Genomic DNA, 26685 nt, shown 5'->3' on the forward strand with positions numbered 1-26685 from the left:
CTTCGGCTCAAACCCACGCAGCCGCAACGCGAACGGCAATGCTTGGTCACTCGCCAAGCACCCGCGCATTTGTTTGAAAACGAAACGATGGTGAAGCAGAACGGCAAGCATTGCCCAGGCTGCACCAGACAGGAGCACGCATAAATGACAAACTCAGCAATCACCCGGATTGGCGTCGGCATCATCGGCGCCAGTGCCGATCGAGGCTGGGGCGGAATTGCCCACGTCCCCGCGCTGCGGGCGCTCGATGCATTCCAGATCCGCGCTGTCAGCACAACTCGTATGGAGAGTGCAAACGCGACTGCTCGCCGACTGGGCGCCGATCTAGCCTTTGATACACATCAGGCGCTGGTCCTGCGGCCGGAGGTCGACTTGGTCGTGGTTGCGGTCAAGGTACCGGATCACCAGCAGATCGTCTCCGACGCGCTCGCCGCGGGCAAGATGGTCTATTGCGAATGGCCGCTCGCGCGAAATCTATCGGAAGCCGGAGCGATGGAGGGGCTTGCCCGCAAACGGCGGCTGCGCACGGTTATTGGCCTGCAGGGCGGCCTGCACCCGCCGATCCGCTACCTTCACGACCTCGTCCGTCAGGGCGTGATCGGTATGCCGCTCAGCACGAGCATCCGAGCGCATCTGAACGACGACATGTGGGTCGGCCGATACGACCCGCCATTCGAGTACATGGCTCGCGCAGCGAATGGCGCGACGCTTCAAAGCATCATGCTCGGCCACGCGCTCCAACCACTGGCCCACGTGCTCGGCGGATTCGAGAGCTTGTCCGCCATCGTCGCCAATCAGCGCGGCGACGGCGTCCGCCTTTCGGATGGCTCGTCTCTTCCGAAGGATGCGCCGGACGAGATCATCGTCGCCGGCGTTCTCGAAGGCGGGATCGTCACTTCTCTGCACTACAGCGCCGGACAGTCCGCCAGCTCGGCGTGGGAGATCCAGGGCACGGAAGGCAGTCTGCGCGTGGAGACGGCGTCGGGCTACATCCACTTCGGTGATATGACCATCACCTTGCGCCGCGGCAGCGAGCCTGTCCAGCAGCTACAGGTCCCAACAGCATATGCGGCTCCCGATCTGCAACTTGAAGCGCCCGCGGCGGGTGTCGCCCGGCTCTACGCCCAGCTCGCCGCCGATCTTCGCGACGGAACCGCAGATGCGCCAGACTTCGCGGTCGCGCTCGATCGTCACCGGGTGCTCGAGGCGATCACACAGGCCAATGTGACGGGTCATCGCCAGCATCTGTCCGTCCGCGATACGGGCAACCTCACCCCCTAAAAACCCAGGAAAGAAAATGGACCCAATCGCTAGCTTGACCAACACGGATACTCTAGCATGCGCGCTGTGGCTCATCTCTGCGCGTGCAACCGAAAGGCCGAACAACCACGTAAGCACCCGGTCTGCTTTCGTAACGCGCTCCAGGTCGACGTGTTGGACGCCCCGGCGATGCAATCGAAGTCGACTTCGGTCCAGTTGTGTGGTTGCGTTCCAGCGTGTGTCCGGCGTTAGAAAGCGGCTTCAACACGTCGCGGGCCTTTATGGAATACGAAGATCAGATCCAATTTAGCCACCGCTTTCCGATGTTGTGGCTTTGACCAGATCTGGTCTACATAAAGGGGCGCATCATTGGTGAGGGGCTGGGCGCAAACGTCTCCGCTTGAGCCTCACACCGAACTCGGAATTAGTCCCGTCGTCTCTCTCTTCTCATGCGCTCATGCTGCCGGCGTGCATCTTCTGCCATGATTTGGCTTAGCCTTGCTGACTCAAGAGTCCGCAGTTGCGCGTCGTCACGACGCTGCTGCTGCTGGAGCATACATGCGGTATGAGACGATGATCCGTATCGTGCGCCCATTCCAGAGCAGGTGTCGAGATCGGCGTAGCGTTCCTGTTCCGGTGTCTGGCAACCGGTCAGGATAAGGAGGCCTGCGAACATTGTTCCGGCAGACAGGCGTCGGTTGACGATGTGATTTTGGGAGGCTTTGCTCATTTGATGTACCTTCTTTTTAGCCAAGTCAGTCAATTGCGAGAGCGAAGCGCGATCCCGCCAAACCCATATGGAATCTCACAGTTACGCAGAAATTACGTGATTCCGGACCAAGCTTGCTTTCTCGGTTGACCCCGACGCGACGTCATAGTTCAGGCAGTGTGTCGATATTGTTTGAGTGTGGCGGCCCGCGATGGAGCCGTCGACGATGCGAGGTTCGACATGACTGCACCTGATCTCATCGCGATTGAAACGCTTTTTGGAATGCCAGAATTTTCGCGCGCGCAGATTTCGCCCGATGGCCGGCTGGTGGCCTATCTGGCGCCTTGGCATGGGCGGTTGAATATCTGGGTGCGGCCAGTCGGACAAGGCGCGGCGCGGCGACTGACGGGCGATGACATGCGCAATATCGACGGCTTCAGTTGGACGCGTGATGCTCGCTACATTCTCTTTGTACAAGACACCCAGGGCGACGAGAACTGGCACCTCCATCGTGTGGAGGTGGACGGGGCAGAGACGGTGGGCAGGAAGGCTAGGACTGTCGACTTGACGCCCTATTCCGGCGTGCGGGTAATGGGACTGGACTTGTCCGCCGCGTTTCCAGGTAAGGCTTTCGTGCAGATGAACCTCAGAAGTCCGGGTTTGATCGATCTGTACGAGGTCGATATCGAAAGCGCTGAAACCAGGGTCGCCGCCTTTAGTCCCGGTCGATTCGTACGCTGGATCATTACACCGAACGGACCGCATGCCTTCATCATCAACGACGTGGGTGACCACGAACTGGCTCGGTACGAGAACGGTGCTTTCACCACGTTGGCGAAGCTGAGCGGACGCGACCAGCCGATCGGGCCGATGCCGCTGATGGTGGCGGCGGATGGAAAGAGCATCTTGGTTGGCTGCAACGCGGGCAGCGACCACACCTATCTTGCTGCCATTGACCTTGCGACGGGCAAGCACAGGGTAGTCGACAGCCCGCCAGATTTCAGCCTCGATACGCCGCGGCCAGAGGCCGATCCGCGCTTTCCCTCGAGCCTGATAACCAATCCTGTGACAGGCGAGCTGCTGGGACTACGTTATCTTGGCAAAAGACAGCTGATACGGCCTCTGAAAGCGCATTTTGCCGCCGTGCTAGACAGCCTACAGCGGCTGTCAGACGGGGAAATAGGGTACATTTCCTGCGATGCCGATGGGCGAAAATGGGTGGCGGAATTTTGGCATGACCGGCATCCCGGCACGACATGGTTTTACGAACATGCGAGCGGTGAAGCGCATGTGCTTGGCGAGCGATTCTCAGTGCTCAAAGCCGAGCGGCTGGCGAGCGTGCGACCCGTCGATGTGATGTCGCGCGACGGATTGACGTTGCCGTGCCATGTCACGCTGCCCGTCTGGTTCGATACCAAGGATGAGCGGCGTGCGCTGCCGACCGTGCTTCTGGTGCATGGCGGGCCGTGGTATCGCGATTCCTGCGTTTATGATCCGGAAGTCCAGTTCCTCGTCAACCGCGGCTATGCCGTGCTGCAGGTGAATTTTCGCGGCTCGACCGGCTATGGCAAGGCGTTCATGCAAGCTGCGATAGGGGAGTTCTCCGGGCGCATGCATGACGACCTGATTGACGGGCTCGACTGGCTAATCGGGCAGGGTATTGCCGACCCGGCGCGGGTGGCGATCTACGGTTGCTCCTATGGCGGCTACGCCGCGCTGGTGGGCGCCAGCTTCACGCCGGAGCGCTTCGCCGCAACCATTTCCTACTCCGGCATGTCCGATCTCCGGAGGCTGGTGGATGGAGTCGTCCCGTTCGTACGGCCTACGCTGATCAACACCTACCTTTCTTACATGGGCGATCCGGACATCGAGACGCAGAACCGGGACATGCTTGCACGCTCGCCGGTCAGCCGGCTTGATTGCATTTCCAAACCGCTTTTGGTGGTTCACGGCGCGAACGATGTGCGTGTCGCAAAGGAACAGGCGGATCTGGTGGTGGAAAGGGTGCGTGCGAATGGTGTGGAGGTCGACTATCTTCTCAACGAGCGCGAAGGGCACTGGTTCATCAACGAGGATAGCAATATTGAGCTTTATCGGAGGATCGAGCGCTTTCTTGCACGGCATTTGAGGGGCGAGTAATGAGGGCGGCGCATGCGCAGTAAGGAGATTGCAGGACTGGCGGGCGTGAGCACCCGCGCGCTGCGGCACTACCACCAGATTGGACTTTTGCCGGAGCCGCCAAGACAGAATAATGGGTATCGCGCTTACAGCGTGCCGCATTTGATCCGACTGCTGCGTATCGGTCAATTGACAGCGCTCGGTTTCTCGCTCTCGCAAACCCCAGCCATTCTCGACGGTCGTGCCGAGATGAGCAAGGACAGTTTGGACGCTCTTCTTGAGGGGCTCACGCGGCAGATCGAACTTCTGGAGCGTCAACGCCGGACTGTTACAGCCCTGCGTGACGGCAAAGGACCGCCCGACATGGCACCGGAATTTGCTGCGTCTCTGATGCCGCTGGAGGTCGGGCGAGAGCCTAAAGCGGTGCGGGCCGGTCGGGACCAATCCGTACTCCTGTCACATCTTTTGGATGAAGGGCAGCGCGCAGAACTGGCCCGCCTCTATGACCAACTCGCGGATCCCGAATATGGTGCTACCGTGCGAGAGCTGGGGTATCGTTTCGACGCGTTGGGGCAAGATAGTGACGGCGTCGAGATTTCAGCGCTTGCCGAAGATTACATCGCCCATCTTGGATCATGGATGAGAGACTTCGACAACGCGTTGAGCGGCGGTAGGAAGCACCAGACGGCAACGCTGCTTTGGCTTCATGCCCTGGAGAATACGAACGATCAGCAGAAACGCTTATTGAGGGAAATCAACAGGGGGCTGAAATCCAAGCGGTGATTGCCCGGTTTGCGCTAATAGTCGTGAGATGATTGACCGATTGCGGGCGGCAATCGGATCCATGACGTTGAAATGCGCCCCTGTCCCGCGCCCAGACATCATCAAGCCATATTCCAAACATTTGGTTATGGCTGTGGTCAATCATAACCAAGAGCAATATCGTGGATATCAACGTTGCTTTAAAAGCCTTCATCCGCACCGTCGAGAAGGGGTCGATTACTGCTGCGGCACGGGACCTTGGGGTAACGCAGCCGGCGGTTACGAAGCATATTTCGAACCTCGAACGCCACGTTCAAGCCAGGCTTCTGGAGCGCTCGTCGAAAATCGTCCGCCCGACGGCGCATGGACTCGAATTATACGAAGCCAGCCGCATTGCGATCGCATCAATCGACGCGGCGCTGGAAGGCGTTCGCATCAACACCGGTGAAATCGAAGGCAATCTAAGAATTCACGCCCCGTCTTGCATTGGTGTTGGTCATCTCGAACGGATAGTCGGGGAATTTCAGGATGAGTATTGCGGGATTTCCGTCGAACTGGCTCTCGACGAGCGCACAGTTGACTTGGTCTATGATAATTTCGATTTGTCACTTCACTACGGGAAAATCGAGGATCAGGATGTCATCGCACGTCGCATCGGGTGGGTGGAGCGATTCCTCGTCGCTTCCCCTCTCTACCTGGAACAGGTAGGACAGATTGGCGATACGAGACGGCTTTCAGAGCTAGAGGTCATTGGTACCCCGAAAATGCTCGCTCATCGCAATACTATTCCCCTAGTGGGACCTGGTGCGCGCGCCGAGGACGTCATCGTCAGACCGTTACTCATAACGAACAATGCGCATGTCATGATTGCAGCACTTTTACGAGGACGGGGTGTGGGACTGGTACAGAAGAACCTCGTATCTGACTTGTTGGCCACCGGCGAGCTTGTAAGGGTGCTTTCCGAATATTGGCTGCGATCTACCGAAGCTTTTCTTGCTTATCCGTCCACAAAGTTTATGCGCCCGGTCGTGCGGGCATTTACGGACTTTGTTATGCCGCGGCTCAGGAGCATTGACGGGATATCCCCGGAGCAACGGTAGCCGCGCGTAGCATAGCCAACGGTTATGACGGCTATCACTCATGCAGATATGGAATGTTCGGTCGGAGGGGGGATACTGTGCGATTAAAGCAACGTATGCCACGCCCAACCCGAAGGTCACTTTCCATAATGCAAAATCCAAACAGTTTCATATCTCGCCGTACGTTCGTACTCGGCTCTCTGTCGGTGCCGGCAATACTCGGCGGATGCACAACAGTGCAAGAAAGATCGGCGTTGAACTCGCCTCAGCGAATTACCGATCCAACGCCTTCACCGATCGACCCGGAACTCGCTTCCCGTTACGCCGCATTTGAAGACGGCGGACATTTCGTTCCCGCAGTTCCTTTTGAGCGAATGAACCCGGAATATCTCAGGCAGCGCGTCGCTGACCCAACCGGGGAGGCGCCAGGAACTGTTGTCGTCGATACGCCAAGGCGATTTCTCTATCTGGTGGAAAACGGCGGGAGCGCGTTACGATACGGCGTTGGCATCGGCCGCGACGGATTTTCGTGGGAAGGGAACGGATATATCCATTGGCGTCAGCATTGGCCAAGATGGAAGCCGCCAAGCGAGATGATTGCCCGGCAACCCGAACTGGAAAAATACTCTGTCGCAAACGGAGGGATGAATCCTGGTCTTCATAACCCCCTCGGCGCTCGGGCCCTTTATATTTTCCAGAATGGACAAGATACGCTGTATCGTCTCCACGGCAATCCCGAATGGCAATCCATCGGCAAGGCTGTTTCATCTGGCTGCGTCCGCCTTATGAACCAGGACATCGTTGACCTTTACGACCGCGTTCCTTTCCACGCGCCAATCGTCGTGCATCAGACGCCGATGGCTGTGTGATGCCAATTGAGCGCTCCGCGTTCTGAGGTGTTTGGCGGCGATACGGATGGCCGCCTAATAGTACTGCTGGGCAAGATCGCTGCAAATATTTTCTGAAGCGAGCCACACGTGGGGAAACGCGGCGAGCAGACCGTTTCTCAGCCATTGCTGTGCCGGGTGCCCGTCATTGCGACGATGCCACGACAGCACGAATGGTATCGGGTTTAGGGGGAGCGGGAAATCGAACACAGCGAGGCGCTCTGCAAAGCCTGAATGAGCAACGACGCTTTCGATGACTGTCGCAACCATATCCGACGCTGCAACCAATGCCGGCGCGGCATGCATATGGGGAATGGTCACGGCCGCGCGCCTCCTGAAATTCTTCGAAGCCAATGCGGCATCGGCAACATCCAGGCCCTCATTGTCGGGGGCGACCAGGATATGTGTCAGAGACAGAAACGTTTGGGCATCGAAAGAGCGACCGAGGATTGGATGATCCTTCCTCAGGATACAAACGAATCGCTCCTGGAAAAGTCGGGCACTCAGGATCCTGCTCGTGGGTGCGGGAGGAATTCCCACCGTCAGATCGACGCCGCCGCTATCGAGCAGAGAAATCGCATCATCGCGGCTACTATAGTCCCTTACCTTGATATCAATTCCGGGGGCTTTTTCCTCAAGCAGTGACAGGAGGCGCGGCAATATGACTGAACCTGCATGTGCTGAAACGGCAATGGAAAAAGATATGGTCGATTTGCCAGGATCAAAACCCTGTGTGAATTGCAATGTCCTCTGAATTTCCCGCAAGGCAAGCGAGATAGGTTCGGCAAGTTCTACAGCGCGCGGTGTAGGTTGAAGACCGGTCGGCCCACGAACGAACAACTCGTCGCGCAGCAGAAACCGCAATCTCGATAAAGCCGCGCTCATGGCCGGCTGGGTGCGGCCGATACGGCTTCCGGCACGTGTCACATTGCGCTCGGAATTGAGAGCATCAAAGGCTACCAGGAGATTGAGATCGATACCATGTAAATTCATGATATGGATAATTAAGCTCATCCTTCATCGATCTCAAGCATATTCTCTATGTCAGCGCGAGTGTTCGTTTTCGGCGTTCAGCAGCCAGCCAGGATACTCGACGGGAAGACGGCTGACCGCATCGAGCTTCGCCATGTCGTCATCGTCCAGGTCAATCGATGCGGCCCGAATGTTTTCCTGCAATTGCTCAACGCGCTTGGCGCCGATGATGACGGTCGAGACGACGCTTTGCTTCAGCAACCAGGCGATCGCGACTTGTGCCGGGCTAGCACCGTGTTTCTCCGCGACAGCTTTGAGGACCGCGATCAGCGGCTCTCCCCGGATGCGATCGATGGGCGGAAAATCCAGTTCCGTCTGTCGACCGCCTGCTGCGTTGCCACCGGAAGAATACTTTCCGGTGAGATAGCCGCCGGCAAGCGGACTCCAGACCATAAGGCCAACACGTTCCGATGAGAGCAGCGGGCCGATCTCGCGCTCCAGATCGCGCCCGACAAGCGTATAATATGCCTGCAGTGAGGTGACAGGTGCGAGGGCTCTGGCGCGCGTTATCCCGATCGCCTTCATGACCTGCCACGCGGCCCAGTTCGAAAGACCGATGTAGCGAACATCGCCGGCCCGGACGAGTGTGTCGAGCGCCTCCAGCGTTTCTTCGATCGGTGTCGCGGAATCGAATGCGTGGATCTGGTATAGATCGATGTGGTCCAGACCCAGCCGGCCGATGCTTGCCCGGCATTCGGAGATTATATGTCCCCGAGAAGCGCCGCGATGGTTTGGTCCGTCACCCATGGCGGAGGCGACTTTGGTCGCGATCACGACGTCGCTGCGCGACACTCCAAGGTTCTTCAGCGAACGTCCCAGTATTTCTTCGCTGCGTCCGTGGGCATAGACGTTTGCCGTATCGAACAGGTTTATGCCGGAGTCGAGAGCGGCCTTGACCAGTGCATCGGCATCCCCCTGTCCAAGTCTTCCCACCTTTCCCCATAATCCGTCAGTTCCGCCGAATGTCATGGCGCCGAAACACAATTCCGACACGAACAACCCGCTTTCACCCAGCTTGCGCATTTGCATAATGTCGTCCTTCTTTCTTGTATTTCCGGGATTGCCGGTGCTCGCCCTTGTTGCGCGCGTTTCCCCGCTGGTTGCGCTCACGACCGGCTCGACATTCGTTACGAACGCCGAGCCTTTCTGCGGCGCCTTACACGATTTGCTGCCGTTCGCCAGTTCTTGCTGCAAGCTCGACGGCGGCGATCAAACGGCTGTTATGGCGGGCATGGTCGAAACCGGGAGTGGTGTATGTACCGTTCGTCAGATCGCGCCCCAGGGACGCATAGACCTCCCCGACATTGATAGCGGCTCCTGCCCAGAAATCGGCCGCTGTTGGGCCGACACCGTTCGCGACCGGCCTATCGGGCGCAGCGAATTCCAGGCTCGATGAAAGTAAAATGTCCCCAACCTGTACGCCTGCCAGATGATTCCCGGTCAGCTTCAGCCAGCCCTGCGAACCACGGATCTCGAATACAAAACTCGCCTCTTCAGCAGGTATTCCGGCCAGAATCTGCACCGATACAGGCGCACCGCTTGCCGTCTTGCCGATCAGATCGAGATGATCCGGAATCTCTCGCTGTGAAGTCTCGCCTGTATCGACGATCTCGATCTGCGGCCAGAGCAGCTCCGTGCGTGCATCGACCTCCACAATGTTGCCGAGCACAGCCTCGATGACGTCCAGCACGTGGCCTGCCGTGATCGTCATGAAGCTGGCGCCAGAAGCGGCCTTGTTGAAATAGTCGTACATGCTCGGAGATTGCGGACCGTAGCCAAATGTGGTTGCGCCGACACGCGCTGACATCAGGCGACCGAGCTTTCCTGACGCGACCAGTTCTGCCGCACGTCGGACGGCAGGATTATGCCGTCCTTGCAGGCCGATCGCGGTATGCAAAGACCCGACTGCTGCGGCCATCTCGTTTGTTTCCGCCAGCGTTGCGCCCAGAGGCGCTTCGCAATAGACGGCTTTACCCGCGTGCAAGGCGGCCATCACGAGATCCTTGTGCGCCGGCACCTTCACGGCGACCGTGATGACGTCAATGGTTTCGTCGTGGATCATCGCGTAGGGATCGGCAAACCAGAGTTCCGCGCCGAATGCTTCGGCCGCCGCCCTGGCACTTTTCTCGCGTCGGGTCGCGACTGCCGCCAGCGTCAGATGAGCTTGTGACGCAAGAGCTGGCACATGCGATGCACCTGCCCAACTTGCGTGCGTGTCTGCTCCAATAATACCCACACGAAATTTCTTATCCGACATCTGCAATGCTCCAAATCACGTTACCGGACGCTACCTTCGTCCTGAGCAAGTTCTAATCGACCCCGGCACTGCGACAAAATCGATAAACGGTATGGGCGAACATCCACGCCATGGATATCGCCTAACGCCCCTGCGGCCACACTGCGACCAAAAGGAGAATAGCCCCGGCTGTCGCGATAACGCTCAAGACCGCGCGAGCCTGAAACGAAAGCATCGGCGGGTGCCAAAGCATTCCTGACTGCGGCTTGGTCGGACCAACCTGATCGAAGGGGGCAGCACTGCTAGTGGACACCTGTTTCTCCCGACGAATTTCCGCCAGCTTATGGCAGATACGAAATGCGAGGAGCACAGCCAGATAGGCCGCTGTTAAAAAAGCCAACATCGCTGCCAAGCGTAAGGCGTTCTGATGGGCAAGGATCCAATCTCGCGAAACAGTCGCGATGCCGTCGATATAGGCTCCGAACAAAGCCTGGCCGGTAAGCGCGCCTATCGAATTGATCGCCCCAAACAGGACGATAAAACTCAAGAGTTCTCGGTCGCCTTTCTGCAGCGCGCTCGTGATGCCTAACACCAGTGCCGGCCCGAGAAAAAACATGGCCGCGAATGAGATCACCGCTTGGGACAAGTAAAAGCGTGGCAGATGCTCGAGGCTCGAGGCGGAGCCATCAATGAACGAGGCGACTGCGATTATCGCTAGCGCCAGCATCATGGGCATGACCAGCTTTTCGACTTTTAATGTAGTCGCGCTCACCATCACCCCGGCAACTGCCCCGAGAAAGGTAACAAGCGAAAGCGTCGCGTTCTGATCGGTGCCGCCTCCCAATGCCGTAAGGAGTCCCGCCGCGACATTCTGTTCCGCAAGGACGATGCGAGCCATGAGAACCGCAATCGCGAATAAAACAATATCACCGCTCGCAAGCCATCGCAGGTTCAAAAGTGGAGCGGCCCGGCGGCTCTCTAACCTCAGCGCCAGAATGAACATTGGAAGCGCGAGTGAAAGAAACAACACGATCCATGGGGCCTCGAACCAGCCTTCCAAGCGCCCAAGCCCCAACACAGCGGCAATCAGTGCGAAGCTTCCGCCAAGTAACAGAAAGGTAAGCAAATCCAGAAGCGCGAACACGCGCCGTCGTTCAGCGGGCGGTAATCGAAATGCACCGACGGCCGCGAATGAGAGAAGAGCAAGACCCGCTTCGAGAAGAAAAATCGACTGCCAGTACGAACTGACAGACAGCCATGGCGAAATAACGCGTGCAAGCGGGAACGCGCATTGCGAGATACCGAGGCCGAGTATCAGCCCTCGGACGCGCCAACGGCCAGGAAGCGCCTGCATCACATAGAACAGACACAGCGCCGTCAATGCCGCCGCAACGAAACCACTCGCGGCTCTTACAGGCAGCGCGAGCCAATGATCTGCAGTCAGCAGATAGGTCAGGGAGAGGATAGCATATAGACCAAGGGCAATCAGCGTAAATATGCGCAGGCCGTACTGCTGGCGGAACTTGATCAGCAAAAGATTGGCGGAGATATTTGTCATGGCATATGCCGTTGGCAGCCACGCTGCCTGCACGGCGTTCAGAGCCAAACCCGCCTCCAGCTCCTTGACATTGACCATGATGAGCGCGTTGCCGAGCCCACCTGCCAGGCCGACGAGGATCGCGACAAGGGCATAGGCGATCCGCAGCATCGGTCGATGTTCCGGTGTCGCCGGCGAGCCCGCTATCGCCGGCCTCTCATGTTCTGGAAAGAACCGCACTTCCTCAGCAAAAAAGCTGCGAATACGCCTCGTCATGTTCATCATTGCGCTTCCGTTGCTGGAGGATCTGCATCAGTGAGCAGCAGCGTAACCCAACTCAGATGCCCTGAGGCGTTGCTGATTTCGCAACATAGGGTTCGCGGTATCGCGACTTGTTGCGGGCTGTCATTCATTCAAAATCAGTGACATCGGAGGCACCGCACATTCGTCGATAGAACGGGCGGGCTTTACCTCTCCACTTCAGAAGGGCAGTCCAAATGCTTCACAGGTCCATCAACAGCATTACCACCACACCGCCTCTTGGCCCTGGCTTCGCAGGCGATAGGCACAAGGCCGCTCTCGTCGTTGCGCCAGGAAACTTCCCCGCGACCGACCCTTTTTTCCTGATGGCGGACGACCATGTGAACGAAGAGGGGCAATTCGGCGAGGCTCACCCTCATGCTGGCTTGGAGACTGTCACGTTCATGCTTGAAGGCACGATGGCAGATGCCGGTGGACGTCTGCTTCAGGGCGACGTGGAGTGGATGACTGCCGGAAGCGGCATCGTGCATTCGGAAGATGCCCGGGTTTCGACCGGGATGCGTCTGTTTCAGCTATGGCTGGTTCTTCCCGAGCGGGAGCGTAACATGGCGCCGAGGGTGCAGATCCTAAGAAGGGATACAATGCCGGTACACCGCGGTGACGGCTTTGAGGCAACCGTTTACAGTGGCCGTTCGGCAGGGTTGATTGCATCAACGAAGAATGCCGTTCCGGTAACCCTGGTCGATCTCCAGCTTGAGACAAGCGCCGAGTTCGAGCAGGTGCTGCCGTCATCATATAATGGCTTCATCGCAGTCATCGCGGGCGAAATAGAGGCAGGCACGGGGGCGACGCCTCTCACCACGGATAAGGTCGGCTGGACTCACCCGCTGGCATCTGATGGTGAAAGCGCTATCAGGCTGAAGGCGGGTGAAGATGGCGCTCGCGTGCTTCTGTATGCAGGCCAACCGCAAAATATTCATGTCGTGGCGCACGGCCCCTTTATCGCTGGCTCCAAAGAGGAGCTTGACGTCTACTATGCCGCATACCGCCAAGGCAAATTCCCGAACGCCGGCGAGATGAGACCTGTCTGATCTAACTGTCCAGCTGCCGTGAAGCCACAAAGGGTTTCGTTATCAGCTACCCGACGTTCCGCCACTACTGTCTTTTGCCGTTCGACAGCATGGATACGCTCGCGAACATCAGGCCCGCAAACGGGCTGAAATAAACAGCCGCTTCACCACTGCTCGTCAAACCCCAACTCAAGCGGATCGGATCGAACCCTTTCGAACATGGATCGCCGTCGGTCCGTGAGCGGGATGACTCGCCCCCGGTATCCGAAATCAGCCGATAGAGGAAAAGATGACCCAATCCGCGACCGCCGCCGTACTGGAAGAAAAAAACGGCCCCTTCATTCTTCGTGGAGTGAAGCTCGAGGCGCCGCGCCCCGACGAAGTGCTCGTCCGCATGGTCGCCACGGGCATTTGTGCGACCGACGCGCATGTCAGGCAACAACTCATGCCGACGCCGCTTCCCGCAATCCTCGGCCATGAGGGCGCTGGCATCGTCGAACATGTCGGATCCACCGTATCACATCTCAAGCCCGGCGATCATGTGGTCCTTTCCTATCACTCCTGTGGGCAATGCAAGCCGTGCATGTCTTCCCATGCAGCCTATTGCGACCACGTCTGGGAAACCAATTTCGCCGGGGCCAGGCTTGATGGAACGATCGGCGTCGCAGTGGCCGACGGGAACAGGCTCCACGCGCATTTCTTTGGCCAATCCTCATTCTCGACCTATGCACTCGCTCACCAGCGCAACGCTATCAAGGTACCGAAGGATGTTCCGCTTGAACTCCTCGGTCCACTCGGTTGCGGCTTTCAGACCGGCGCCGGCTCTGTTTTAAAAGCCTTGAAGGTGCCGGTCGGCGCTTCGATCGCGATCTTCGGAGTAGGGGCGGTGGGGCTGGCAGCAATCATGGCCGCCAAGGTTGCCGATGCGGCAATCATCATTGCCATTGATGTCAATGTGGAACGGCTGAAGCTCGCTTCCGAACTTGGCGCAACGCATTGCGTCAATCCGCGTGAGCATACTGACGTCGCCTCGACGATCAGAGATATCACCTCTCGCGGTGTCGAATATGTCCTCGACACCAGCGGCCGGAAGGAGAACCTCGACGCCGGTATCGGCGCACTTGCTCCGATGGGGCAATTCGGCTTCGTCGCCTTCAACGATCATTCGGGCGCCGTCCTTGACGCATCGAGGCTGACCGTCGGACAGAGCCTCATCGGGATCATCCAGGGCGACGCCGTATCCGGCCTGCTTATTCCCGAGCTGGTCGGCCTTTATCGAAGCGGTCGCTTTCCTTTCGACAGACTGCTCACCTTTTACGATTTCGCGGACATCAACGCCGCGTTCGACGACGTTGCCGCGGGGCTCGTCGTCAAGGCGGTTTTGCGGTTTCCCGAGCACGTCGCCTGAACGCTCACTCAATACCTTACCATCCCGTTAGCCAGCAACTTATGTCACGGAGGACTATTCCACATGTGCGACAAGCACCAGAAACTCATCCAAGCTACCGACGCGCCAAACTTTTTCGCAATAGATCACTACGGATTTCCGGAGGCCGGCGAGCACCCGTCCGATCCGGCGGGATACTATCCGCCCTATTTCACCAGCGAACAGTTCCAGAGGCTGGGTTATCACGTCGAGGAACTGCGCGGCGGCTTCTATTGGGTGACAAGCGGCGGCTACGATGCGGCTTTCGTCGTGACCGACGATGGTGTGATCGCCATCGACGCTCCGCCGACGATCGGCGAAAACATGCTGGCGGCGATCGAAGACGTTACGGACAAGCCAGTAACGCACGTGATCTACAGCCATTGGCACACAGATCACATTGGTGCGGCTTCGGTTTTCGGGCCGGATGTCGAGATCGTCGCGCACGACATCACCAGGGAACTGCTGGAGCGGTTTCCCGATCCGAAAAGGCCGATCCCGACGCTGACCTTCGACAAGGACCATCTGCTCGTCGTCGGCGGCGTGACGCTGGAACTGTCCTACAAGGGTGAAAATCACTGCCCCGGAAACATCTTCATCTATGCCCGGGCGCAAAAGGTGCTGACCGTCATCGACATCGTCAGCCCGGGCAGCGCGACGTTCATGCACTGCGACGCGTCGCAGAATATCACCGGTTGGTACGAAGCCCAGAAGCAATTGATGGAGTACGACTTCGACTTCCTCGTCGCCGGTCATCACATGAGTTACGGCACCCCGGAAACGGTCGCGGCTTCGATCGAGTATTTCCAGGACGTGCTCGATGGAGCGCAGGCGGCGATCGATCGTTTCAGCCGGTCTGACGCACTCGTCAGCATCCTAGACGGTGCAGGCTGGGACAATATATTCGCCGGCACCGAGAACTGGATCAACTCGATGGCCAACTTCGCGACGAAATACGTTCTCGAAAAGAAGAGCAACAACGGACAACTCTGGTCCGAGCGACTGGCTGGAGTTACGACCCAGACGAAGTACCACGCCTACACCGTCCTGGAATCGATCCGCCTCGAAAGGCCAAGGCCGAACTATCGGCTTCGCGGCGAAAATCCACCGCCGTTCCTGACCTGATCCAACCCCGCCCGCTGTCGAGAACCGGAAAGGGAGGGCTGCGACCGGCTCGCCCGGGAAGCATCCCCCGATGGCGGCTTCCCGTCCGTCCGCCCATCATCAGAAAGGCCGTTGAATGACCCGGTATTCCGCAAAGAACTGGATCGATGGAAGCTTCGTCACGTCACCGTCGCGTCAAGGCTCCATCAACCCCGCTACCTATGAAACGATAGGAGACTACCCGGACGATGGAGAAGCCGCTGCTCGTTTGGCCATGGACGCGGCCCTGCGGGCGTTTCGCGGCACCGACTGGCGCCACGACGCCGAACTGCGCGCGAAAGTGCTCGATCAGATGGCGGTGGCGGTCGAGCGCAATCGCGAGCGCCTGATCGACATTCTCTCGCTTGAAAACGGGAAACTGCGCGGCGAGGCCGCATTCGAGGTCGACGGCAGTCCGAGCAAATTGCGCTACTGGGCCGCGATGGCCCGCACCGAGGCGGGCCGCGCGACGCTGCCCAAGCCCGGCAGCCTTTCAGTGGTCCTGCGCCAACCTATGGGAGTGGCAGGGATCATCGTGCCCTGGAATTCTCCAGTCATACTCTCGGTTCGCTCGTTCGCGCCGGCACTCGCGGCCGGATGCGCCGTCGTGGTCAAGATGCCCGGCCAGACAGCCCAGATCGGCGGTGTTCTGGCCGAGGTTCTTGCTGAATCCGAAGACCTGCCGGACGGAATCGTCAACATGTTCGTCGAAAGCGGTTCAGAGGGCGCCGCTCTCCTCGTCGAAAGTCCCGACGTACCGACGATCAGCTTCACCGGCAGCACGAAAACCGGCGCTGCCATCGGCGCTGTCGGCGCGAAACGGATGAAGCGGTTCGGACTGGAGCTGGGTGGAAAGGCGCCGATGATCGTTTTCGAGGACGCCGACATCGAAGCGATGCTGCCTGTTTTGGAGAAGGCGCTGACGGTTTTCGCCGGTCAGTTCTGCATGACCGGTTCGCGACTGCTCGTCCAGAATTCGATCTATGAGCTTGTACGCCATGGGCTTGCCGAAAGACTGCGGAGAGTGAAGGTCGGGCCAGCGTCCGATCCGGCGAGCGACATGGGTCCTCTCATCGACAAGCAGAACGTCGCGCGCGTCGATGAGCTCGTCAAGGGCGCGTTGGCTGCGGGCGCCACCGCGATCGTCCGCGGCGGCCCCGTTACCGATGAAGCCTTGGCGAACGGCGCATTTTTCCGTCCGACGATGCTGGAGGTGTCGGACAACAGCCTTGCGATCGTGCAGCAGGAGATCTTCGGGCCGGTCATCACCGTGCAGCGGTTCGCCGACGAGCGGGAAGCTGTGATGCTTGCAAACGATAGCGAGTACGGGCTGTCCGCCAGCATCTGGACCCGGGACCTCGATCGTTCGTTGCGCGTCGCCCAGGCACTGGAAGCGGGAAGCGTTTTCGTGAACGACTGGGCAAAGGTCTACGACGGGACGGAGGAAGGTGGGTTCAAGCAGTCCGGTCTCGGGCGGCTGAACGGCGTTGCCGCCATCGAGGACTTTACCGAGTACAAGCACATCGCCCTCAGGCCAGGCTTGCTGCGATAAAAGGAGCAGTTGGCCGAAGGTCCGCTTTCTCGCGGCAGGGCATCTGTTGCTGGAGCTCTCGCGGGACACGTCCGGGAAATTTGCATTCGGGCCTGCGGCGTAATTTCCACTCAATGTTCCCAATCCAGGCTGGCTGTCCGATGGAGATATCTGACACGGCATCTCCTCGGATTGAATTCAGCACCTTCCGAAAGGATAAAGATTTGCAGGACGAGATCGACGCTTTGAAGCAGGCGGAAAAAACTATGATGGATGCGATACATGCGGCCATCATCCAGGCGGCGAAGGAATCGGAGGCTGCATTTCAGTCACCTGGACCGCGATCCACCGCCCAGATTTACTTCGCGGACGTCGCCATGCGTCAGCTGTTTTTGCACCTGTGTGGCGCGGATGCGGACACGGCCAAGGGTGGTGATCCAGAGCACGCCTGGGACATACTCTATACGGGACGCGGTACTGCCCGCTATTGGGAAAAAGAACAAAGAATTCGGTCGAGGCGGCGAAAGGCGGAGAGCCATGCGGAGCTCGAAAGGGAGAGACGCGAGAAATCTGCTCTTGCGCAGAGCGCTCAGGAGGTTGCCACCAACACGGTCATCCGCGCACTGGTGGAGCATTCAAGTATTTCCGACCCCGGTCTGCGCGATCGTATATCGGCCGCCGTCGAGCCGCGTGCCGGCGTCACCGATCCACTTTCGCAAGTCGAGCAGTATTTTGCCGAGCAGCTAAAAAAGTCAATCGCACGCCTGATAGGCGTAACCGCCTAGGTATCCCTTACAGACGGGTTGCAACGCTTTCAGAGACTTGGCTGCTAACCGACTTGTCCAGCATTAGATCTCTCGCTTGAGCCGCTCGTACAAGAAGTTTGCCAATGCACGTACGCGGGCAATTCCGGCGCGCGCCGGCGGCATCAGGATGTGCAGATCTGCACCCTCGTAAGGGAATGCAGGAAGGATAAACTCCAGCTCGCCATTTGCGAGCGCCTGCTGGACCATGAACATAGGCAATAAAACGATACCAAGCCCTGCTCGCGCCGCCGCGAGAAGCATTTGGCCATTATCCGTCCGATGTCGTGACGGGATGCGAATGTGCTCCCAGCCGTCCGGTCCCTTGAAACGCCAAATTCCCGTATCCATCGCATAAAGCATGGCGTCGTGCCCTGCTAGATCAGCTGGCCTGGCTGGGCGCCCTCTCGCGTTCAGGTAGGACGGACTGGCAACGATAGCCCAGCGAACACTCGCGAGTTTGCGGGTGATAAGGTTTGAATCGGCCGGGCCTCCAACCCACATCGCGACATCGTAAGCTTCCGAAATCAGGTCCGGCTTTCTATCCTCGAAGCGGATGTCCAGATCGATCCTCGGATGGAGGGCCGCGAATTCCGCGAGTAGTGGCGCAAGGCAAAATTCCCCGAACGCAACGGGCACCGAAATTTTTAGTTGGCCGGATACATCCGTTGTCGACTTAAGTACCATTTCTTGCGCTGATTCCAGTTCGGCAAGGCCCGACGCAGCACGGATATGATATTCCCGGCCAACATCGGTGAGAACAGTACCTTTTGGAGATCGGGTAAGGAGCGCTGCACCCAGGAAGCTTTCCAGGCGCGTAATCCGACGGCTCACGATCGACTTCGCGATCCCGAGGCGCGAAGCGGCATTTGCAATACTGCCTGCCTCCACAACCCGAATGAATGCAATTACGTCAAGTAGATCAACCGACGTGGGTTCCTTCATCAGCAACTCCAGGATGGATATTGGGCTGCCACAGCAACACCGGCAGAGGAATTTTGTCAAGGAACCGGATGCAGTCGAGCGGACCCAGCAACAATTTCGCGAGAGGGATCAGTGAGCTCCCCCTCTCTCTGCCGGTGTCTTCGGGCTGGTGACTTAGGAACTTCTGCAAGTGAGCATTCGGATGTCGATGGCGACCGAATTTAGCGTCACAAACGGTGATGTCGGGCAACCGGTAACGGTCACGGCGATGGTCGCGGCCTTCGCCTGCCCGCCCATCGTCCTCGGTTCGGGGCGGATTCACCGACGTGTGATCGGAAGAGCGTTCATGTTGTTGTCGGTTGGCAGTTAACCGTGCGAATGCGGCCGCTTCGGGCCAGATTGGCAGGTAACGTGAGGATCTGCCCGGGAAGATTCTCAGATTGATTGCACTTGAGACGACCCGGTTGATCGGCAGGTACGCCTCATTATCTCGTTGATGGCACTGCTGAAACGCACCTTGTTCTCGCCCCTCATATGGCTCTGAAGTATTTGGAATGTTGGTTTCAGCCTATCCCCGTCCCGAGCTTATTGCCGAGGCAGTCCAATAATTCGGTCTTACGCCAGATCCGTTGTTGGAAAGGCCCGATATAGACCAGTAAGGCTGGCAGTTACATACCTTAAGCTGCAAGACGATTGCCCTCTGCTGGTCTGCAAGATGACGCAAAAGCAGCCAATCCCTCGGAGTTTCGTCGCCTTTGCTCGACCTGAATTGATCAGTTGCCAAAGAGATTTGTGCCATAGGGTCATGTTTGCGAGGCAACCCTGAAGACAGAAATGGCTTCAACGCGGGGAAGGGGTGCCTTCAGTCAATCGCTCCCAATTTCGGTGGGCAAAGTCTGCTTTGCTTTCCGCATCCAATCCACAGTCCCCGAGAAACCGTCTTGCGTCTCGGCCTGGGCGGTACTGATACGGATAGTCGGTGGAGAACAAGAGCCGATCTGTTCCGACGATAGCTGCGGCGCGTGCGATATAGTGGCGGCTGAACATGCCGCTGGCCGTCACATACAGGTTACGCCGGAGATAGGTCGCGATTGGCTCCTTCAGCGATGACACCCGGTCCATCGCCGCCAGACGCTCGGCATAGAACAGCACCACCTCGCCCCAGTGGCCAAGAATGACCTGCAGACCGGGGAGGCGATCGAAGGTGCCGCCCAAGATAAGCCGTATGAACTGGATGCCGGCGTCATAGTGCCAGCCAAGGCCGAACGTCGCGAATGCTGCATCCACGTCTGGTGTAAATCCCGAATAATAAGCCGACCGCACTGCTGACGGCGGCGTACGGGGATGCAGCAGGATCGGCACGCCGAGTGTCGCCGCGCACGCTAAGACCGGTGCGAGGTCAGGGTGATCCATATCCCGGTCTCCGACGCGACCGCACAGCATCGTGCCCTTGAAGCCGAGCCTTGTAACGCATCGCTCTAATTCCAATGCAGCTTCGTCGGGTGATCCAATTGGAAGTGTTGCCAGGGCCTGAAACCGGTTCGGGTGTCGGGTACACACCTCCGCCACAGCGTCATTGGCGCGTCGCGCGAGTTCAGCACCTTTTGACCCGAGATCATGCAAGGCCGGGGTGGTGAGCGAGAGAACCTGAACATCGAGGCCGGTCTCATCCATCAGTGCCAGCCGCTGGTCGGCGAGGTCGAGCAGACGACGCTCGATCTCGTCAGAATAGATCGCCACACTCGGATCCGTGGCAGCGAGCGCTGCTGCGTCCCAAGCAGCACGTACATCGGCTGTCAGATAATGCTCCTCAATACCAATCAGCTTCATGTCGATTTCCGTTCATGCGCCATCGTCTCAGGTTTCACCAGCGCACCGTCTTTCCGTGACGGTCAATGAACCGCAGGCCAGGCGTTCCCTGTTGCGCAAGGAGCGTCTCAACCAGTTCGGGAATCGTCTCCTCCATGCTGAAGGGTGCTTCTGCGCCGCCGAGTTCCGTCCGGATCCAGCCAGGCGCCATAAGCACCAGCGCCCGCGCGTCATCGGTGTGGCGCGCTGCATAGCTGCGCATATACTGGTTGAGAGCTGCTTTGCTGCCGCGATAAACCTCGTGCCCTCCTTTCTCATTGTCGGCGATGCTGCCCTGACCCGATGACATGACGCCGATCAAGCCAGCGGGGCGCACCAAGTCCTGCAAACCTTCAACGGCTCGCATGACGCCAAGCGTATTGGTGAGCATGATCCGCACGAACTCATCGGTCGTGGTTTCAGCAATGGTCTCGCCTTGGTTACGGTTGGCGGTGCCCGCATTCACGAACAGAATATCGAACGTACGACCGTAAAGCCTGTCGCGCAGTGCGGCAATCTGATCGGGATCGGTGATGTCGAGGCGTTCGATCGTCACCAGATCCGGATAGCGGTTTTCGAGGTCGGCAAGTTCAGTCCTGCCGCCTTCTCGCACCGTCCCGAACACGTGCCAATTCTTCTTCACGAACTCGACAGCCATCGCATGTCCAAGGCCGCGTGAGGCGCCGACGAGCAGGACGCTGGGATTTTGCTGATTCAGGAATTCGGACATCTCGGTGCTCCTTTTGATCGTTTCTGTTTGAAGATAAGATTCCGCATCCAAAGCGCCAGACGCATCAGATGCAAGCAACGAGTGCATCAGGAGCTATGCATGAGGCCAGCGCCCGTTTATGATCGCCGAATGAAAAAGATCGACCTCAATCTTCTCATCGCTCTCGATGTGCTGCTCGACGAACGCAGTGTGCTGGCAGCTGCAAGGCGCCTTGGCCTTAGTCCGTCCGCGACCAGCAGAACGCTGGCTCGGCTACGAGACGCAACCGGTGATCCCCTCCTGGTTCAAGCTGGACGCTTGCTGGTACCGACGCCTCACGCCGAGCAGCTGGCGGGGCGGTTGCACGCCATGGTCCAGGAAGCCCGATCAGTGCTGACGCCAGCCCACTTTCCCGTGGATCCGGGAGCTCTGGAGCGAATATTTACAATCCGCGCCAATGAGGGTTTTGTCGCCCTTTTCGCCCCGACAATAATTGCGGGCATCGCCAAAGAGGCCCCACGCGTGCGTTTTCACTTCGCGCCAAAACCTGACAAAGACACAGTCCCCCTGCGGCAGGGAACAATCGATCTGGATATCGGCACCACGGGTTCCTCCGCGCCAGAGGTTCGCAGTCAACTCCTGTTCCGGGACCGGTTCATCGGAGTGGTAAGATCAAATCATGCGCTCCTGAATGAACCTGTGACCCCTGAACGATACGCTTCTTGCGGGCATGTCGTGACCTCGCGGCGAGGTCTGTGGCACGGCCCGGTAGACGATGCGCTGTTTCAGCTTTCTCTGAAACGGGATATCGTCGCCATCGTGCCGAGCTTTTCCGATGCGCTAAACGTCGCTCGTCATTCCGATTTGATCGCTCTTGTCCCGAGCCTGTGCATTGAACACATCGAGGCTAGGCAAGAAGGCCTTCGGAGTTTCGCACTGCCTGTGCCTACGCCGGAGGTGACGATCAGCGCCATGTGGCATCCACGCTTCGATGCTGATCCGGAACACCGCTGGCTTAGGCAAAAGCTCATCGCAACGTGCCGAGGGGTTAAATTATCGGGAAGATCTGGCGAGCGAGACATCAAAGAAGATAGTCACAGTCAGCCGATGCGGCCTCCCCCGGAACGCTAAGGAGCAGAGTAATGTCGCTGCTGTCGCCGGCTCTGACCATGTTGCAAGCAGGCCTCTCCAATCGCAGTCCAATCGAGATGGCCGTTTACGACAGGCGGCCGATTGCGATAAATGATCAGGCTGATCAGGTAGGGGCGGACATTTTCCAGCGCCCGCTTCGAGGATATCGGCGCAATCCGCACCTCGCAGAATTCCGAAATTTTTCGCTGAAAATGACGTGATGAAAGATCGTGTTTTGGCATGCTCATTCCACTTCTTGTCGGCACCAGTGCCGAGGGCGTGCGGAAATAAGCGGCGGTCTTTAACGAAGCATGTATAGTGGGGCGCCTCGCGCCATCGTCTGAAAACGTCATGAATGATATATAAACAGATCATATTCCTTAAAATGGTACGTTTATATATCTTTTATTTTGACTGTGAGGTATGATTTTGCTAGTTCATCCATCAGTCTCAAGAAGACCGGATGGGGAAGGATGATGGCACGCTCCGAGTCAGATGCACTACTAGATATCGGACAGTTGCTGAAGGCGACGCGCAAGGTCAAGCGATTGACCCAGGAGCAAGTCGCCGACGTGGCGGGGATATCGCGTCCCCGCTATCGCGAGATAGAGGCCGGAAGCAGCGCCGCGCGTACGACGACTTTAATCAACATCGCTCGCGCTCTCGGGCTGGAGCTGATGCTCATCCCGCAGGCGATGGTGCCGGCCGTCGATGCTTTGCTGCGGCCGCACGACGATCTCGATGATCTCCCGGCATTTGTTGTTCATCCAGACGGTGATCATGATGACTGAGGCTTTTCCCAATCCGAGATCAGTCTCGTCGCTTGACGTGCTACTGAACGACATGAAGGTCGGCACGATCGTACGGACGCCCGGCGATTTCAACGCATTCAGCTTCGAGGATAGCTATCGCGCGACAGGTGGAGTTCCCATCGTGAGCCTATCATTTCGAGCGGCTACCGGCGGCTTGCGCAAAGACCCGAAGCCTGTTGCCAAAGCCTTGCCTGCGTTCTTTGCCAATCTTCTCCCTGAGGACAAATTGCGCGAGGCCATGGAAAAGCACCACGCAGGTAGCGTTCGCCCCGGGAACGATTTCGATCTGCTTGTCGCACTCGGGGCGGACCTGCCGGGCGCCGTCCGCGTCGTGCCGGGTCACGGAACATTTGCGCGGCAGGATGACATCTCCGCTCCCAAGCCGAAAGCCCGGTTCTCGCTCGCCGGTGTGCAAATGAAGCTCTCGGTCATCAAGAACATGGGGAAGGGCGGCGGCCTGACCCTACCGCTTGGTGACGAGCAGGGTTCGTATATCGCCAAGTTTCCGTCCACCTCATTTCCCGGCGTCTCGGAGAACGAGTATGCCAATCTTGCTTTGGCAGAAGCGATCGGCATGGAGGTGCCGGAACGGGAACTAGTCGAGCAATCAGAGTTCGAAGGAATTCCAAAAGAGTTCGAGACGCTGTCAGATGGGAAAGTCCTGCTCGTCAAACGCTTCGATCGTGGCACCAATGGTGAGCGGATCCACATCGAGGACTTTGCCCAGGTCTTCGGTATAAATCCTTCCCGGAAGTATGAAGGAGCCGCCTATCATGATATCGCTGCGGCATTGAACGTTGCCGTGTCGTCTGCCGCCGCTCTCGAGTTTGTCCGCCGATTAGCTCTGGCTACCTTGACCGGCAATGGCGACATGCATCTGAAAAACTGGTCATTGATCTATCGAGGTGCTGGCGACAAACCGGATCTCGCGCCTATTTACGACGTGCTCTCGACGATCCCGTATATCCCGGCGGACGCCATGGCTCTGTCGCTCGCCGGCGAGCGTCCTTTCAAGGCATTGAATGCACAGCGATGGAAAGCCTTTGCCAATCGCGCACGATTGCCGGAAGCTGCAGTCCTCAATGCCGTGGTCGACACGGTCGAACGCGTGGACAAACTCTGGTGGTCATTGCCGGAACGCGAGGTCGTTCCGGCAAAGGTTCTCGAGCGTATCGATGCACATATTAGGATGATGACGCCGATCCTCAGCACGTATGCGAACTGAGTAGCCCGCTGCGAGACGACAAACAGCCGTCCTAGCCTGGGGGCATGCATAATGACCGATCTCCCTGGTTTAAATCGCAGTCACCATGGTAGAGATCGAGTATGGGATTTGGGGTTTTCATTCATCGCACAGATTCGATCTACGACGACAGCCCGGCTGAGCGATATCAGTTTCCGAGCCAGTATCTTGGTCGTGTCCAGGCCTGTGTCGGAGACTGGATCATTTATTACGAGCCCCGAAAAGTGGCGGCGACGCGGGGATATTTCGCGGTGGCCAAAGTCGCACAGGTGATTCCGGATCCCACGGCACCCGGAATGTATCTGGCTCTGATCGAGCCCGGCAGCTATCTCGATTTCGTCAACGCCGTTCCCTTCAGCGGGCCAGAGGGTGTGATTGAGCGCGGAGTGCTCAACGACGCGGGACGGATTTCGGGAAGGGCGCAAGCGGCCGTGCGACCAATCTCAGCGGTAGACTTCAATCAAATCCTGTCGATCGGACTGGCGGAAGATCAACCGGAGTTGCCGCGATCCGGGGAAGCGGTTGTGACGCCGGAACCGAGTGGGTTTTCGGACATTGGGCAGGCTCCATTTATGTTCGAACAGGAGAGGGTGCGCGTCGCGCAGCTTTCGTCACGTATCGTTCGTGACCGCCTGTTCCGTCGGCTGATTTTGCAAGCCTACGACAAACGATGCGCAGTAACGGGTTTGAAGCTGATCAATGGCGGCGGCCGTGCCGAAGTCGATGCTGCTCACATTCGCCCGGTCGAAGCGAATGGTCCGGACATCTTGTCGAACGGAATCGCACTGTCGGGAACGGCGCATTGGATGTTCGACCGCGGTCTCATCGGTTTATCGGACAATCTTGAAATCCTTGTCTCACGCTACGCAAACGACCGCGACAGTATACATGGTCTCATAAACAGGACGGGAAAGGCGATCGTGCCGGCAGGTATTCACGAGCGCCCGCATCCACAGTTTCTACGATGGCATCGTGAAAATACCTTCAAACATTAGCATGCCGGTGGCTCATATACCTTCAAGAGCTGTCTAATCTTTTGGCTCAAGTTACCCGCCGTCTGGTCTTCTCGCGGTTCGTTGGTAGCCCCAAGGTTCAGTTTATGTCCTGGAGGCAATCGCCGGGCTATAGCGGATCAAGCTGAGGATCTCGAACAGCATCTGAGCGCCGGCATGGGCGGTATTGGTGGTTGTGTCGTATTGTGGAGCCACCTCCACCACATCGCCGCCCACGAAATTCACACCCTTTAGTCCGTGAAGAATATCGAGTGCCTGCCGGCTGGTGAGGCCGCCGATTTCTGGCGTTCCAGTGCCCGGCGCGTATGAAGGGTCTAGGCTGTCGATGTCGAATGACAGATATGTCGGGCCGTCTCCGACGATCTCCCGCGCTTTCGCGATGACGGTGTCGATCCCCATCTTGCCGATTTCCTCGGCATGAATCACGGTCATGCCGCTCTCGTAGGAAAACTCCCAGAGATACTCCGCCGCCCCGCGGATACCGATCTGGACCACGCGGGTGGGATCGAGAACACCGTCGAGGACTGCGTTTCTGAATGGCCCACCGTGATGGAACTTGGTCAGGTCATAGGCGCCGCCGGTGTCGCAATGGGCATCGATGTGGATCATCCCGACGGGACGGTCCCGGCCGACGGCCTTGAGGATCGGATGCGTGATCGAATGGTCACCGCCGACCGAGAGCGGGATGATGCCCGCCTGAACAACCCTGTTGAAATAGGCCTCGATATCCTCATGGCTCATTTCGAGCCGGTATCGGCTGCGAAACGGCACGTCGCCGATATCGGCCACCTTCATCTCGAACAGCGGCGCGGTTTTGAGAACGTGATTGTAAGGCCCCACCCGTTCGATTGATCGCAATGCGCGTGGCCCGAAGCGCGAACCCGGTCGATTGGTCACGCCAAGGTCCATCGGTACGCCGACCAGCGCGACGTCGAGATCACTCAGATCAGGATGAGCAGCATCGATCGGCCGATAGACGGCATCGAGCAAAGTCGGTATGCCGCTGTAAGGCGCAGCACGTGTACCGCTTGCCGAAAATATACGGTCGGCTACGGCGCGGAACTCGGGATCGTGAATGGTTCCGCCGTGGCCTTCGCCATAGCGCGCTCGCAGGCGCTTGAGTGCATCTTCATCGAAAGCCATCGACATAT

At 58.2% G+C, this 26685-nt stretch carries 22 protein-coding genes and 1 pseudogene; 14 read left to right on the forward strand and 9 right to left on the reverse strand.

All coding sequences use genetic code 11. From position 1 onward, the window contains the following. Positions 1-144 precede the first annotated feature (144 nt). From AGR1_RS24205 to AGR1_RS24230, 5 genes are all read left to right on the forward strand, one after another. Entirely contained in the window at positions 145-1281 is a 1137-nt protein-coding gene (locus tag AGR1_RS24205) for a Gfo/Idh/MocA family oxidoreductase (RefSeq protein WP_149148557.1), read from the forward strand. Positions 1282-2209: 928 nt separating this feature from the next. Continuing rightward, a complete protein-coding gene (locus tag AGR1_RS24215; protein WP_149148559.1) occupies positions 2210-4108 on the forward strand; it encodes a S9 family peptidase in 1899 nt (632 codons plus the stop codon). A gap of 12 nt (positions 4109-4120) precedes the next feature. Further along, positions 4121-4870, forward strand: a complete 750-nt coding sequence (locus AGR1_RS24220; RefSeq protein ID WP_149148560.1) for a MerR family transcriptional regulator — start codon at positions 4121-4123, stop codon at positions 4868-4870. Positions 4871-5031: 161 nt separating this feature from the next. Beyond that, entirely contained in the window at positions 5032-5949 is a 918-nt protein-coding gene (locus AGR1_RS24225; protein ID WP_149148561.1) for a LysR family transcriptional regulator, read from the forward strand. A gap of 128 nt (positions 5950-6077) precedes the next feature. Beyond that, complete coding sequence (locus tag AGR1_RS24230; RefSeq protein WP_187772278.1) at positions 6078-6797, forward strand: L,D-transpeptidase; 720 nt, start codon at positions 6078-6080, stop codon at positions 6795-6797. Positions 6798-6851: 54 nt separating this feature from the next. Here the strand turns inward: AGR1_RS24230 and AGR1_RS24235 are convergent, their stop codons facing one another. The 4 genes from AGR1_RS24235 to AGR1_RS24250 all read right to left on the reverse strand — a co-directional run bounded on the left by AGR1_RS24235 (position 6852) and on the right by AGR1_RS24250 (position 11905). Further along, positions 6852-7829 carry a LysR family transcriptional regulator gene (locus AGR1_RS24235; protein WP_149148562.1) on the reverse strand — a complete coding sequence of 326 codons (978 nt, stop codon included), beginning with the start codon at positions 7827-7829 and terminating at the stop codon, positions 6852-6854. A gap of 30 nt (positions 7830-7859) precedes the next feature. Beyond that, a complete protein-coding gene (locus tag AGR1_RS24240; RefSeq protein WP_149148563.1) occupies positions 7860-8876 on the reverse strand; it encodes an aldo/keto reductase in 1017 nt (338 codons plus the stop codon). A 127-nt stretch (positions 8877-9003) separates the two neighbouring features. Then, positions 9004-10104, reverse strand: a complete 1101-nt coding sequence (locus AGR1_RS24245) for a Gfo/Idh/MocA family oxidoreductase (protein ID WP_149148564.1) — start codon at positions 10102-10104, stop codon at positions 9004-9006. A 121-nt stretch (positions 10105-10225) separates the two neighbouring features. Next, the gene (locus AGR1_RS24250; RefSeq protein ID WP_210248751.1) at positions 10226-11905 is read right to left on the reverse strand and encodes an MFS transporter; all 1680 of its coding nucleotides are present in this window, start codon (positions 11903-11905) and stop codon (positions 10226-10228) included. A 341-nt stretch (positions 11906-12246) separates the two neighbouring features. On the opposite strand from AGR1_RS24250, the gene AGR1_RS24255 reads away from it, so the two are divergent. From AGR1_RS24255 to AGR1_RS24275, 5 genes are all read left to right on the forward strand, one after another. Then, entirely contained in the window at positions 12247-12972 is a 726-nt protein-coding gene (locus tag AGR1_RS24255) for a pirin family protein (protein WP_281406471.1), read from the forward strand. A 268-nt stretch (positions 12973-13240) separates the two neighbouring features. Beyond that, positions 13241-14359 carry an NAD(P)-dependent alcohol dehydrogenase gene (locus AGR1_RS24260; RefSeq protein ID WP_149148566.1) on the forward strand — a complete coding sequence of 373 codons (1119 nt, stop codon included), beginning with the start codon at positions 13241-13243 and terminating at the stop codon, positions 14357-14359. A 63-nt stretch (positions 14360-14422) separates the two neighbouring features. Beyond that, complete coding sequence (locus AGR1_RS24265; protein WP_149148567.1) at positions 14423-15502, forward strand: MBL fold metallo-hydrolase; 1080 nt, start codon at positions 14423-14425, stop codon at positions 15500-15502. A 115-nt stretch (positions 15503-15617) separates the two neighbouring features. Next, positions 15618-17072, forward strand: a complete 1455-nt coding sequence (locus tag AGR1_RS24270; RefSeq protein ID WP_149148568.1) for an aldehyde dehydrogenase family protein — start codon at positions 15618-15620, stop codon at positions 17070-17072. Between the two features lie 203 nt (positions 17073-17275). After that, entirely contained in the window at positions 17276-17836 is a 561-nt protein-coding gene (locus AGR1_RS24275; RefSeq protein WP_246669729.1) for a hypothetical protein, read from the forward strand. 63 nt (positions 17837-17899) lie between these two features. On the opposite strand, the gene AGR1_RS24280 is transcribed toward AGR1_RS24275, so the two are convergent. From AGR1_RS24280 to AGR1_RS24290, 3 genes are all read right to left on the reverse strand, one after another. Beyond that, entirely contained in the window at positions 17900-18799 is a 900-nt protein-coding gene (locus AGR1_RS24280; protein WP_149148569.1) for a LysR family transcriptional regulator, read from the reverse strand. A gap of 819 nt (positions 18800-19618) precedes the next feature. Next, positions 19619-20608 (reverse strand): amidohydrolase family protein, encoded by a 990-nt coding sequence (locus AGR1_RS24285; protein ID WP_149148570.1) that lies wholly within the window; start codon positions 20606-20608, stop codon positions 19619-19621. A 34-nt stretch (positions 20609-20642) separates the two neighbouring features. After that, a complete protein-coding gene (locus tag AGR1_RS24290; RefSeq protein WP_149148571.1) occupies positions 20643-21356 on the reverse strand; it encodes an SDR family NAD(P)-dependent oxidoreductase in 714 nt (237 codons plus the stop codon). 129 nt (positions 21357-21485) lie between these two features. Between AGR1_RS24290 and AGR1_RS24295 the strand changes: the two genes are divergently transcribed. Continuing rightward, complete coding sequence (locus AGR1_RS24295) at positions 21486-22466, forward strand: LysR family transcriptional regulator (protein ID WP_149148572.1); 981 nt, start codon at positions 21486-21488, stop codon at positions 22464-22466. Positions 22467-22513: 47 nt separating this feature from the next. Here AGR1_RS24295 and AGR1_RS29985 read toward each other — a convergent pair. Continuing rightward, a pseudogene (locus AGR1_RS29985) lies at positions 22514-22714 on the reverse strand (hypothetical protein); the annotation flags it as partial. 228 nt (positions 22715-22942) lie between these two features. On the opposite strand from AGR1_RS29985, the gene AGR1_RS24305 reads away from it, so the two are divergent. From AGR1_RS24305 to AGR1_RS24315, 3 genes are all read left to right on the forward strand, one after another. After that, complete coding sequence (locus AGR1_RS24305; RefSeq protein ID WP_149148937.1) at positions 22943-23257, forward strand: helix-turn-helix transcriptional regulator; 315 nt, start codon at positions 22943-22945, stop codon at positions 23255-23257. Then, positions 23250-24503: a HipA domain-containing protein gene (locus AGR1_RS24310; protein ID WP_149148938.1), complete on the forward strand. Its 1254-nt coding sequence runs from the start codon at positions 23250-23252 to the stop codon at positions 24501-24503. The genes AGR1_RS24305 and AGR1_RS24310 overlap by 8 nt, the downstream gene beginning before the upstream one ends. A gap of 101 nt (positions 24504-24604) precedes the next feature. Beyond that, a complete protein-coding gene (locus AGR1_RS24315) occupies positions 24605-25516 on the forward strand; it encodes an HNH endonuclease (protein WP_149148573.1) in 912 nt (303 codons plus the stop codon). A 102-nt stretch (positions 25517-25618) separates the two neighbouring features. On the opposite strand, the gene speB is transcribed toward AGR1_RS24315, so the two are convergent. Continuing rightward, positions 25619-26677, reverse strand: coding sequence for an agmatinase (speB, locus tag AGR1_RS24320; RefSeq protein ID WP_149148574.1), 1059 nt, complete (start codon positions 26675-26677; stop codon positions 25619-25621). Positions 26678-26685: the final 8 nt, after the last annotated feature.

The sequence above is a fragment of the Agrobacterium sp. B1(2019) genome, assembly GCF_008274755.1.
Lineage (GTDB): Bacteria > Pseudomonadota > Alphaproteobacteria > Rhizobiales > Rhizobiaceae > Agrobacterium > Agrobacterium salinitolerans.